Genomic DNA, 12,042 nt, shown 5'->3' with positions numbered 1-12,042 from the left:
GAGCACACAAAAATTTTTCTCTTGACGTTTGCCAGCGCTTTGCCCGCGCCCCGCGAGTGCCGTTGAGCTTTGTGCGCTTGAAAACATACACACTTCATTAATGAACTAATCACAGGAGGGGGTGGGCTATATTGGTCGTCGTTGGTAAGCAGGAAAGGTTATGTTTTCAGCAGGCCACTGACGATATAACCGGGCAATCTCTTGCAGGCTGACACCGCTTCACCTTCACAACAACATTACTCAAGGGGTATTAACATGAAGAAAGCGTTTCTTAGCAAGGTAGCCGGTACACTGATGCTGTCGGCGGGGCTGTTCTCCAGCTCCGGCGCGATGGCACAGACAACTTTGACCTTTGATGCTGCGGGCAATGCCATCTTTGGCGCCCTCCACGCTACAGCCGGGGACTACATCGACACCTATCTCTTCTCGGTGGATACCAACGCCACTTATGCGAGCGGTAACGTGGTGGTCGGTAAAACCTGGATCGATGGTTCCCGCCTGGCGAACTATGGCATCACTGGCATCCAGTTCTTCAAAGTTGAAGCAGACAGCAGCCAAACCTCCCTGGCAACGACGTTTGACACGTCGTCCGGCATCGAATTCTTCCCGATCGATGCCCTGATGTCGGGCAATTACGGCTTCACGGTCACTGGCAGCACCGCCATTGCAGGGCTGGGCGGTTCCTATGCCGGTAACCTGGGCCTGGCGGCTCCTATTCCGGAACCTGCTACCTATGCGATGCTGCTGGTAGGCGTTGGCCTGCTGGGCCTGGCTTCCCGTCGCAAGTCCAACGACAAGCTGGGCTAAGCCGCAACCACTCCCCCCGTGGAAACCCGCTGCGGCGGGTTTTTCATTTCTTCTTGCCGGCCTCGGGCACGGGCTTCGAATCAGCAACGCCAACATCCTTGGTGGCCACCACCTGGGCTACATACGGGCCTGGATCGGCACATGCAGGCAACGCTGCCGATGGTTTGCCGACGCTGCCTTTCGTCTTGAAATAGTGGGCTGCAACGCGATCCTGCGCCAGGCAAAGCTTGTAGGCGGCGACCTTGTCGGTCCAGCCTTGCTTGTCCTTGGCCGCCGCAGCGGTGGCCTTCTGCTCTTCGGTAGGTGCCGGCAACCTGGCTTGCACAGCGCAGCAGGTGACCAGCAGTACCAGTGCAAATATGGGCTTGTTCACGGCTTGCTCCTCATACGGTCTTGGGCGCGGGCGGCGGCACCACCTCGCCATCGTGTTCGGGGGCGCGCACCCGTGGCACTTTTCCATCCACTATCTCCTGGTACCAGATGTCATGGTGTTCACGTGCCCAGGCGTCATCCACATACCCTTCGCGCATGGCTTTGTAGGCGCCTTGCATGCCAATGGTGCCGAGGTAGATGTGGCCAAGTGCGAAGCCCATCAACAGCACGGTGGCGGTAATGTGCAGCAGGTTTGCACCCTGCATCATGAAGCGGGTGTATTCGAGGTTGGGTACCAGCTTGTCGAGCACGAAGCCGGAACCGCTGGCAAGCAGTCCAAGGAAAGTGACGCCGCCCCAGAACCAGAGCTTTTCGCCGGCATTGAAGCGGCCGGCCGGGGCGAGCCCTTTTCCGAACATGCCGCCCAGCTTGGCCAGCCATTTGAAATCGGCCAGGATCGGAAAATTGTCCTTCACGAACAGGATGAAGGTGATGATGATCGAAACCGTGAACAGCGGCCCGATGAAATTGTGGATGGTTTTCAGGGCGTAGGTCAGGTAGCCGAACAGGCCGTGGCCGATGATGGGCATCAGGATGAATTTACCGAACATCATGCACAGCCCGGAAACAGCCAGCAGCACGAAGGTGATGGCCGTGGTCCAGTGCACGAAACGCTCGGTTGGCGTGAAACGCTGGATTTTGCGGCCCGTCGGCGGCGAGTGCACCTTGATCGGGCCTTTGATGAAGTACATCGCGGCGATTGCGGCGAGCACGCCGAGGATCAACCACCCGCCGATGCCGATCATGGGGCCATTGCGGAACCGCCGCCAGGCTTCGCCGGCCGTCGTCGCCACCGGCTGGCCAGGCAATTGCGCCTTGGGCTGGATCAGGACTCCCGCTTCCGGGTAAGGCAAGCTGCTGTAATGCGCCTCCCCTGCCACGACCTTGCGCCATACCGGCGCATTGTTGCCGGGCTGGTCGCGGGTCCGTTCGGCCTGGTTTTGCTTGAGGATGTCCACCGACTCAACGCGCGGTGCCGCGGCCGGCGCCGGCACGTCCGCTGCGAGTGTGGTGCCGGCGGCGAGTGCCACGGCCAGCATTGCCCACCATCGTTTCATGGCAAACCTCTCTACCGGTTGGTCTTCACGTACTCGTTCTGCAGTTGCCCGCGTTCGCGCACCTGCTTGTCCCAGGAAGCCTTGTCGCCGGGAGTCCAGCCTTTGGCCACCTGCGCCGTGCCGGCGCCTTTATATGAAGGCGCATCGCCGCGATTCACCGCACTGCCCTGCTTCGACTGCGACACCTCGCCGCAGCCGGCCAGCGCCAGCAGCGCTATCAGGTAGAGCTTCATGATTTCGCCTCCGGTTTGCCGTAAGCAGTACCCCAGCCCCAGACTTCGCTGCCCTTGCCGCGCGTGACAACGCGGGTGCGGAAGATATCCGCCACCACATCGCCATCGCCGCCCAGCAGCGCCTTGGTCGAACACATCTCCGCGCAGGCCGGCAGCTTGCCTTCGGCCAGACGGTTGCGGCCGTATTTCTCGAACTCCGCCTGCGAGCCATTTTCTTCCGGGCCGCCGGCGCAGAAGGTGCACTTGTCCATCTTGCCGCGCAGTCCGAAGGTCCCGTTGGACGGGAACTGCGGCGCGCCGAAGGGGCAAGCATAGGAGCAGTAGCCGCAGCCGATACAGGCATCCTTGTTATGCAGCACCACGCCTTCCTCGGTGCGGTAGAAGCAGTCCACCGGGCATACCGCCATGCAAGGCGCATCGGAGCAATGCATGCAGGCCACCGACACCGATTTTTCCTGCCCGATAATGCCGTCGTTGATGGTCACCACCCGGCGCCGGTTCACGCCCCAGGGCACTTCGTGCTCGTTCTTGCAGGCCGTCGCGCAGGCGTTGCACTCGATGCAGCGCTCCGTGTCGCATATGAATTTCATCCGTGCCATGGCAATCTCCTCAGCCGGCGAAGCGTTCGATATTGCAGATGGTCGTCTTGGTCTCCTGCATCATGGTGACCGAGTCATAGCCGTAAGTCGTGGCCGTGTTGACCGCCTCGCCGCGCACAATCGGCGCCGCACCTTCCGGGTAGTATTCCAGCATGTCCTTGCCCTGCCACCAGCCCGAGAAGTGGAAGGGAATGAAGGCGGTGTCCACGCCCACGCGCTGCGTCACCAGCGCCCTGACCTTGATCCGTGCTCCGGTCGGCGTCGATACGATCACGTATTCGCCGTTGCGGATGCCCCGGTCCGCGGCGGCCTTCGGATTGATTTCAACGAAGTTCTCCTGCTGCAGTTCGGCCAGCCATGGGTTGGAGCGCGTCTCTTCGCCGCCGCCTTCGTACTCCACCAGGCGCCCGGAAGTCAGGATGATCGGGAATTTCTTCGCCAGGCCGTCGTCGACCGCCTTCTGCTGCACGGTCTTGTACAAGGTCGGCATGCGCCAGAAGGCCTTCTTGTCCTCGTGGGTTGGATACTTCGCCACCAGGTCGGGCCGCGTGCCGAACAGCGGCTCGCGGTGCAGCGGCACGGGATCGGGGAAATTCCACACCACGGCACGCGCTTTGGCATTGCCGAAGGGGTGCACGCCGTGCACTTTCAGGCACACGCGCTGGATGCCGCCGGACAGGTCGGTCTTCCAGTTCTTGCCTTCCGCCGCCAGCTTTTCGGCATCGGTCAGTTCGTCCCACCAGCCCAGCTTTTTCATCAGCAGGTGGTCGAATTCCGGATAGCCGGTGGTAATGTCGGCGCCTTTGGAGAACGAACCGTCTTCTGCCAGCAGGTTGACGCCGTCCCGCTCCACGCCGAAGTTGGCGCGGAAGTTGCCGCCGCCATCCATCACGTGCTGGCTGTTGTCGTACAGGTTGGCTGAGCCGGGGTGCTTGAGTTCCGGCGTGCCGTAGCAGGGCCATGGCAGGCCGAAATAGTCGCCGGTCAGGTCGTAGCCCGTCTCGGCGTCCTTGCCGCCTTTGCAGCGCAAGGTCTTCACGTCGAACATCTGCATATTGCGCATGTGCGCCTTCAGCCGTTCCGGCGACTGGCCGGTGTAGCCGATGGTCCAGCTGCCGCGATTGATCTCGCGCAGCATGTCCTCCGGCTCCGGCTCCATCATATTGCCCTTGCCAGGCACCAGCTTGATCTTGGCCACCAGCTGCTTGCCGAAGCCCAGCTTCTCAGCCAGCTGGTACATGATCATGTGGTCGGTGCGCGATTCAAACAGCGGCTCGATCACCTTTTCACGCCATTGCACCGAGCGGTTGGAGGCCGTCACCGAACCGGACGTTTCGAACTGCGTCGCGGCCGGCAGCAGGTAGACGGCGCGGTTCGGATTGACCTCCTGCCCTTCTACCTTCATTGCAGCCATGGCGGCCGTGGCGGATGGATACGGGTCGATCACCACCAGCATTTCCAGCTTGTCCATCGCCTTCTTCATTTCCAGCCCGCGGGTTTGCGAATTTGGCGCGTGGCCCCAGAAGAAGACGGCCTTGACGTTGCTGTCCTGGTCGATCAGCTCATTTTTCTCGAGCACCGCATCAACCCAGCGCGACACCGTCGTGCCGGATTTCTCCATCATGGCTTGCGAGGCGAACTGGCTCTTGACCCACTCGTAATCCACGCCCCACACCGCGCACCAGTGCTTCCATGCCCCCGCAGCCAGGCCGTAGTAAGCAGGCAGCGAATCAGGATTGGGGCCGACGTCGGTTGCGCCTTGCACATTATCGTGGCCGCGGAAGATATTGGTGCCGCCGCCGCTCTTGCCGACGTTCCCCAGCGCCAGCTGCAGGATGCAGGAGGCGCGCACGATCGCATTGCCGATCGAGTGCTGCGTCTGGCCCATGCACCAGACCACGGTGGACGGGCGATTCTTCGCCATTGTCTCCGCCGCCTGCAGTACCTGGGCTTCCGGTACGCCGCAGGCCTCTTCCACTTTATCCGGCGTCCACTTGGCGACTTCCTCCCGCACCTTGTCCATGCCATAGACGCGGGCCGCAATGTATTCCTTGTCTTCCCAGCCGTTCTTGAAGATATGCCACAGCATCCCATACAGGAAAGGAATGTCGGAGCCGGAGCGGATGCGGATGTACTGGTCCGACTTGGCCGCCGTGCGCGTGTAGCGTGGATCAACCACGATCATCTTGCAGCCGTTCTCCTTCGAATGCAGCATGTGCAGCATCGACACCGGGTGCGCCTCGGCAGCATTGGAGCCGATATACATGGCCGCCTTGGCGTTCTGCATATCGTTGTAGCTGTTGGTCATGGCGCCGTAGCCCCAGGTATTCGCCACGCCGGCCACCGTCGTCGAGTGGCAGATGCGCGCCTGGTGGTCGCAGTTATTGGTGCCATAGAAGGACACAAACTTGCGCAGCAGCGCGGACTGCTCGTTATTGTGTTTCGACGAACCGACGAAGAACACCGAATCCGGGCCGTCCTTCTTTTTCATGTCCAGCAGCTTGGCCGAGATTTCCTGCAAGGCCTGGTCCCAGGGGATGCGCTGGTATTTGCCGTTCACTAGCTTCATCGGATATTTCAGGCGGTACTCGCCGTGGCCATGCTCGCGCAGCGCGGCGCCCTTGGCACAGTGCGCGCCAAGGTTGATGGGCGAATCGAATACCGGCTCCTGGCGGATCCAGATGCCGTTCTCCACCACCGCATCGACCGCGCAACCCACCGAACAGTGGCTGCAGACCGTGCGCCGCACGACCTGCTTGCTACCGCTATCAACAGCGGCAGGTTCCTTGGCCTGTGCCTTGCGCATCAGCGAAAGCTGCGTCGCGGCCAGCCCCACGCCGACACCAATGCCGGAGCGTTTCAGGAATGCGCGCCGGTCCATCGTCGGCAGGGCCCGCGCCAGGCTGCCTTCCAGGCTCGATGCAAAACGTCCGGGCGCACGGGGGCCGGCAGGCCCTTTACGTGTAAGGAGCATCATGTGGCCCTCCACTCAGATCTTGGTGGTGCGGTAGTACTTCTGGATATGTTCGGTGAGGCGATAGCCGGAACCGGGAGGTGGTTCCGCATCCGCAGGCGGCGTCGTACCGGGCGGGCTGCTGGCTATTTTCGCGGCGATGCCGGCAGCGGCCAAAGCCCCCATGCCAGTGAAAAAAGACCGTCTTCCAGAGTTGGATTGCGTCGACATCATGGTCTCCCTTAGCCAACAACAGTTAGTCTTTTAACACTAGCACAAATAATTTAACAATGCAGCAACGCTCAGTCCATATCAAACGCCTGGGTTTCCACTTCGACGAAGCTGCGCGCCAGGCCGGCGACTGCACGATAGTAAGTTGCCCCGGGATGCGCATCGATAGCGTCGAAAAGCTGGCCCGCCCACGGTTGGATATGGGCAGCAAAAAATTCCTTCTGTGTTGCAATGCTGCCATGCAGCAAGCGCATTGCGTCGCACAGGGCGGCGAAGTGGTCTTCGCTTTCCGACAGGTGTTCGGAGCGCTCCAGGCCCAGACGCGCCAGGTCTTCACGCAGCGCTGCCAGCGGTTTCTCCATCAGGAAACCGGACATGTAGTAGGAGCCGTACAGCATGATGTCCGGCTTGCCTACGCCGATGAATAACGACTCGTATTCTTCGCGTGCGCGCTCGGCATTTGTTTTACTGCTGGCTGATTGCAGGCCGCGCCAGCCGTCGGCCAGCACACCATCGCCTTCGATGGCGGCGCCTACGATCAAATCCAGCACAGCTTGCGATGGCGGGCCGTAGAACAGCATGGAAAGTACGCCGTACAGCTCGGAACGCGCATATTCTTCGTCTTCGGTCATTGGCGTTTCACCTCAAAGATGGAGACTTCTTTTTCGGGCTGCATCATGTCGATAACGCGGCAATCGGGGCACATGCGCAGGCGGTCGAGGTTGCCGGAGAAAGCGCCGTGGCCGGCGAGTTTGCTGACCATATTTTCCACCATCTGCAAAGTGCCGAAGGGTTTTTGACACTTGATGCAATGATAGGGCTCGGCCTCATTGATGGCGCGCGCTTGCTTTGCCGTCGCACCCAGCGCGAGGCGCGGCTGCAGGCTCAGTGCCTGCTCGGGGCAGGTTTGAACGCACAGGCCGCATTGCACGCAGTTCGACTCCGTGAAGCGCAGTTGCGGCAACGATGGATTGTCGGACAGCGCGGACTCGGGGCAGGCGCCGACGCAGGCCATGCAAAGCGTGCATTTGCCCGTATCGATTTCAACCACCCCGAATGGTGCGCCTGGTGGGAGGGCTATGCAGTCCTGCGGCGTTGGCGCGTGCCGGGCCAGGTGCGTGAGCGCGAAGTCCAGCGTTTCCCGCTTCGCTGCTGCGACGTGGAAGGTGGCTGCCGGCAGCGCAGGCAGGCGCTCGGCGGTGGCGGCGAAGCGCTGCAGTTCACGCTCCAGTTCCGCTGCGTCGCGCACGCGCAGCAAATGGAGTCCGGTACCGCTGTAGCCCAGGCCATCAATGATCGCCTGCGCGAACGTCATCTGCTGCGCGAGCGCATCCAGGTACTGCGGCGCCTCGCAGCCAGAAGACAGCAGCGCCACGTCAACCGCACCATACGCAACCGCGGCAAGCCACAAATCCATCCCCACCGATGCCACATGATGAACAGGCAGCGGCAGCACGCGCGCCGGCATACCGCGCGCCGCGCCCGCAGCCGCAAGCTGCCCGAGTTCTCGTACGAGCGCGCTGCCCTCCTCGTCGTTATGCAAGAGCAGCGCTGGCCGCTGGCCGCCAGCCCGGGCGTAGGTCGCCAGCATGGTGCGTGTCCGCTCGCCAGAATCAGGGGCGCGCGGCCACGCATATGTCAGCGCGCCGGATGGGCACACAGTCGTACAAGCGCCGCAGCCTGCGCACAGTTGCGGCGACACCTTGATATGGTCGCCCGCACTGGAAATAGCCTCCGCCGAGCAGATATCAATACAGGCATTGCAGCCCGGCTGCTTGCTTCGGCTATGCGCGCAAATGCTCTCTTTATACTGGAAGAAGCGCGGCTTGCTGAACGTGCCGACCAGCTCCAGCATCCGCATCGCCGCCAAGGCGGCCGCAGCCTCATCGCCGGCGGGCGCAAAATAGCCTTGCGGCAGCTGGTGCATGCGCAGCAATGGCGTGTCGCCCAAATCGAATACCAGGTCGAATTCACCGCTGCGCTCTTTCTCGACGCGTTCGAAATCGATCGCCGCCACTGCACCACAGGCCGCGACGCAATCGCGATGCGAACCGCAGGCATCGAGGTCAACCTGGTAGGCCAGGCTGATCGCGCCTTCCGGGCATGCTTTTACGCAGGCATTGCAGCGCGTGCACAATTCAAGGTCGACAGGATTGGATTGCTGCCAGCTCACCTGGAACGCGCCAAGCCAGCCTTGCAGGCGAGGTGCGCTGCCGCTGAAAGTCGGCCACGAGTGGCCGGCAAGCGCCGCATCGTCGCCATCGGTGAACAGCACGCTCACCTGCAGCTGCCGCTCCAGCTTGCGCGCCCACGGCAGCACGCGCCGCGCCGGGCCAAGCAACAGCACGCGGCCTTCGGATTGGTATTCAACCTCCGGCACCGGTTCGGGATCAGGCAGGCGGGCAGCGGCCAGCAAGGCCGCCATTTTGGGCGTGGTGTGATGCGCCTCCTCGCTCCAGCCGCTGGTCTCCCGCAGATTCACAAACCGCAGCGGCGCCACCGTCGACTTCATCTCCGCCAGTTCGCGGAACAGCGGCTCTTCCTGCGTACACCCGACAACGATGCGCTCCGTGCCTTCCAGCGTTTGCAGGTACTGGTTGACTTCACGCCGGCAAAGCTGGCTGGAAACCGGCAGCGCTCCCTCCCCCAAGGCGCTGCCGATGGCTGCGCCGTCCATTGGCATGGTGTTGTTGCAGTTACAGATCCTCGTCTTTTGGCTCATCGTTTTCTTCCGCCGCGAATTCGCGCGCGATCAGGTCCTTGGCGTGGTTGAGGGCTGCCACCATCAGGGGCGTCAGGGGTTCGAATTTGTTGTAGTCGTCGATGTAGGTGTCCAGGCCGTCCATTACGTTGAAACGGGGATCTGCAAACAGCTTCTTCAGCGCTGCGCGGCGCACCGTTTCATCGACACCTCGTGCAACGAAAGGGGTGAAATCGGAGTCGGCCGTCAAGCTCGCCACCTGTTCAAGGGTTGGTGCCGGTACCGCAGCATCGGCAGGAACCTCGGTGGCGGCAGGCTCCTGTGCCACTGGTTCTTGGCGAGCCTCTGTCTTGACGCGCGACCAACGTGAGAAGAAAGTCTCAGCGGCCATGGCGTCCCTCCCCTTCGGCCCGCGCCATCTGCTGGACGGCCGCACCGCCTTCGAACGAAGGCCGGCGACGCTTGCCCTTGGGCTCCGGGCGGTAATACTCCGCCACGAAAGCACCAAGCCGCTCGACAATCGAAGCAGGCAACGGCAAGGTATCTACCTGCTCGCCACCATCCATCAGCCGCGCCGCCTCGTTATATGAAAGCGTTACAAACTGCGGTACGGCAGCCTCGCCTTCCAGGCGCCACATGATGAACCAGCACGGCGCACCCGAATCCAGGTTCAGGAAGTAGCCTTCCGCCTCGTCGGAATACAAGCGCATCGACAGGCCAGGGTAAAGCCACAAGGTCTCGGAAGGATCATCCCGCAAACAACGCGGCGCGCCCGCCGGCAAAGGCGACAACACGACCTCCGCCGGCAGCCACTGGAATGGCTGCCATATGCTCTTCAATGGTTTGCGCTGCATGACGACAGCGAGACTGAGTTCGTCTGTTTCCACTGGCATTGTCCTTGCTTAGGAAGTACAGCCATACTGCACCAAATCTAGTAACATGCGCAACAATCTTAAAACTAAGCACAGGAGAACTTATGCACCGCAACACAGCCAGAAACTTCATTTTCGCCCTGTTTGCATTCCTGCTGGCCTTTAGCGCCCACGCAGAGAAGCTTCCAAATATCACCATTCTTGCCACCGGCGGCACTATTGCCGGCTCCGGCGCCACTTCCACCACCACTGTCGGCTACACCGCAGCCACAGTTGGCGTCCAACAATTGATAAACGCCGTACCGGAACTGTCCAAGATCGCAAACGTCAGCGGCGAACAAGTGTTCCAGATCGCTTCCGAAAGCATGACCAATGATCACTGGCTGACCTTGGGCAAGCGCGTCAACGCCCTGCTGGCGCAGCCGAACGTCGACGGCGTCGTGATCACCCATGGCACCGATACCCTGGAAGAGACCGCCTACTTCCTGAACCTGGTGGTCAAGTCGCGCAAGCCGGTTGTGCTGGTTGGCGCCATGCGCCCGGGTACTGCCCTGTCGGCTGATGGCCCGATCAACCTGTATAACGCGGTATTAATTGCCGGCAGCCAGGATGCAATTGGCAAAGGCGCGCTGGTAGCACTGGGCGATCAGATCCACGGTGCCCGCGACGTTACCAAGACCAATACCTCGACGCCGGACTCCTTTAAAACCCCGGAATTGGGCATGCTGGGTTACGTGCAAGGTCCTAAAGCCTTCTTCTATCACACCACCATCCGCAAACATACCGTCGACACCGAGTTCGATATTTCGAACCTGAGCGCCCTGCCGCAAGTCGATATTGTTTATGGCTACGCCAATATGAATCCAGTCGCGCTGAATGCCTTTATTGCCGCAGGCGCCAAAGGCATTATCCACGCCGGCACCGGCGATGGCAGTGTGGCGGCGAAAGTAAAACCTGACCTGGTGGCAGCGCGCAAAAGCGGTACCGTCATCGTTCGTGCCAGCCGCGTTGGCAATGGCATCCTGGCCCGCAATGGCGAAGCCAATGACGACGAACTGGATTTCGTGGTCGCCGACACCCTGAGCCCGCAAAAAGCCCGCATCCTGCTGATGCTGGGCATGACCAAAACTTCGAATACCAAAGAACTGCAGCGCATGTTCTACGCGTATTAATTTCTTTGCGTGCAGCGCGCCAACTATTGGCGCGTTTGCACCAATTTCCAGTCTAGCGATCCAGCGCCCGCCCAGCAGCGGCAAGCACCTGCTCCGTGAGCAGTTCCAGCTTCGGCGACTGGATCCGCCAAGAGTGCCAATACAGGTGGATATCGAGATATTTACCCGGCACTAAATCCACCAGTTCTGCCGATTCCAGCAAGGATTTATATTGCTGGCGCGGCAGCATGCCATAACCCATTCCAAGCCGGATGGACTCGACAAACGGATCGCTGGAAGGCACGTAATGGACCGGATAAGCCCCCGACGGCAAACCCAGCTCACGCTCGATAAATATCGCCTGTAACGAATCTTTACGGTCAAAAAACATCACCGGCGCTTTGCGCGCGGCTTCGCGGTTGAATCCATCTGGGAACCAGTGTTTAGCGAAATCCGGCTGGGCCAATAAGCGATAACGCATGAAACCCAGATGCTGCGAGCGGCAGCCACGCATCGGTTCGGGCTCGCTGGAAACACCTGCCAGCACCAGCCCCTTTTCGAATAGCGAATAAGTGTGGTCCTGGTCGTCGAGGATTATCTCCAGTTGGATATTTTCTCGATTCAGGAAAGAACTCAATTCAGGCAGGAACCAGGTGCCAAGCGTGTCGTTATTCACCGCGACTGGAATACGGGGCGGCATCGCCTCGTCCGCCTTTAAATCGGCCATGAATTCCTGCTCCATCAACCTGCTGCGGCGCAGGTATTGCACCAGCCTTTGCCCCGCGCTGGTCAGGCGCACTGGCCGGCTGCGAATCAGCAAAGGTGCGCCGACCGCAGACTCCAGCCCGCTGACCCGCTGCGACACGGCCGATGGCGTCAAGTGCAGGGCCGCCGCAGCCTGCTCGAAGCTGCCGGAATCAATCACCGCCAGCAAAGCCTCGCCCTGCCGCACATCTGGAATCGCCATTTCCGTCCTTTAGCAAAATTAATGAATACTGAATTATA

13 protein-coding genes are annotated in these 12,042 nt (G+C 60.9%); 2 read left to right on the top strand and 11 right to left on the bottom strand.

The annotated features are described in order from the left end of the window. Positions 1–255 precede the first annotated feature (255 nt). Complete coding sequence (locus tag ASE26_RS20450; RefSeq protein ID WP_156397852.1) at positions 256–807, top strand: FxDxF family PEP-CTERM protein; 552 nt, start codon at positions 256–258, stop codon at positions 805–807. Positions 808–850: 43 nt separating this feature from the next. On the opposite strand, the gene ASE26_RS20445 is transcribed toward ASE26_RS20450, so the two are convergent. The 10 genes from ASE26_RS20445 to ASE26_RS20400 all read right to left on the bottom strand — a co-directional run bounded on the left by ASE26_RS20445 (position 851) and on the right by ASE26_RS20400 (position 9,907). Further along, positions 851–1,180: a hypothetical protein gene (locus tag ASE26_RS20445; protein WP_055925545.1), complete on the bottom strand. Its 330-nt coding sequence runs from the start codon at positions 1,178–1,180 to the stop codon at positions 851–853. Positions 1,181–1,190: 10 nt separating this feature from the next. Further along, positions 1,191–2,297, bottom strand: coding sequence for a formate dehydrogenase subunit gamma (locus tag ASE26_RS20440; protein ID WP_055925542.1), 1,107 nt, complete (start codon positions 2,295–2,297; stop codon positions 1,191–1,193). Positions 2,298–2,308: 11 nt separating this feature from the next. Next, on the bottom strand, positions 2,309–2,530 hold the full coding sequence (locus tag ASE26_RS20435; RefSeq protein WP_055925538.1) for a hypothetical protein: 222 nt from the start codon (positions 2,528–2,530) through the stop codon (positions 2,309–2,311). Beyond that, entirely contained in the window at positions 2,527–3,129 is a 603-nt protein-coding gene (gene fdh3B / locus ASE26_RS20430; RefSeq protein ID WP_055925535.1) for a formate dehydrogenase FDH3 subunit beta, read from the bottom strand. The genes ASE26_RS20435 and fdh3B overlap by 4 nt, the downstream gene beginning before the upstream one ends. A 10-nt stretch (positions 3,130–3,139) precedes the next feature. Continuing rightward, entirely contained in the window at positions 3,140–6,103 is a 2,964-nt protein-coding gene (locus ASE26_RS20425) for a formate dehydrogenase subunit alpha (RefSeq protein WP_055926233.1), read from the bottom strand. A 15-nt stretch (positions 6,104–6,118) separates the two neighbouring features. After that, a complete protein-coding gene (locus ASE26_RS20420; RefSeq protein WP_229207052.1) occupies positions 6,119–6,316 on the bottom strand; it encodes a hypothetical protein in 198 nt (65 codons plus the stop codon). A 68-nt stretch (positions 6,317–6,384) separates the two neighbouring features. Further along, positions 6,385–6,945 carry a molecular chaperone gene (locus ASE26_RS20415; protein WP_055925532.1) on the bottom strand — a complete coding sequence of 187 codons (561 nt, stop codon included), beginning with the start codon at positions 6,943–6,945 and terminating at the stop codon, positions 6,385–6,387. Then, on the bottom strand, positions 6,942–9,035 hold the full coding sequence (locus ASE26_RS20410) for a 4Fe-4S binding protein (RefSeq protein WP_082591430.1): 2,094 nt from the start codon (positions 9,033–9,035) through the stop codon (positions 6,942–6,944). Before ASE26_RS20410 ends, ASE26_RS20415 begins: the two co-directional genes overlap by 4 nt. Beyond that, the gene (locus ASE26_RS20405; protein ID WP_055925526.1) at positions 9,010–9,405 is read right to left on the bottom strand and encodes a DUF3306 domain-containing protein; all 396 of its coding nucleotides are present in this window, start codon (positions 9,403–9,405) and stop codon (positions 9,010–9,012) included. The genes ASE26_RS20410 and ASE26_RS20405 overlap by 26 nt, the downstream gene beginning before the upstream one ends. Beyond that, positions 9,395–9,907 carry a DUF3305 domain-containing protein gene (locus tag ASE26_RS20400; protein WP_082507108.1) on the bottom strand — a complete coding sequence of 171 codons (513 nt, stop codon included), beginning with the start codon at positions 9,905–9,907 and terminating at the stop codon, positions 9,395–9,397. The genes ASE26_RS20405 and ASE26_RS20400 overlap by 11 nt, the downstream gene beginning before the upstream one ends. A gap of 83 nt (positions 9,908–9,990) precedes the next feature. Here ASE26_RS20400 and ASE26_RS20395 point away from each other — a divergent pair, with 83 nt between their 5' ends. After that, positions 9,991–11,058 carry a type II asparaginase gene (locus ASE26_RS20395; protein WP_055925523.1) on the top strand — a complete coding sequence of 356 codons (1,068 nt, stop codon included), beginning with the start codon at positions 9,991–9,993 and terminating at the stop codon, positions 11,056–11,058. Between the two features lie 52 nt (positions 11,059–11,110). Here the strand turns inward: ASE26_RS20395 and ASE26_RS20390 are convergent, their stop codons facing one another. Further along, positions 11,111–12,004, bottom strand: a complete 894-nt coding sequence (locus ASE26_RS20390) for a LysR family transcriptional regulator ArgP (protein WP_057246844.1) — start codon at positions 12,002–12,004, stop codon at positions 11,111–11,113. Positions 12,005–12,042: the final 38 nt, after the last annotated feature.

This window comes from Duganella sp. Root198D2 (genome assembly GCF_001428585.1).
Lineage (GTDB): Bacteria > Pseudomonadota > Gammaproteobacteria > Burkholderiales > Burkholderiaceae_D > Rugamonas.
Note: the sequence above shows the minus strand (reverse complement) of the source record. Positions and strands in the feature narration are given on the sequence as shown.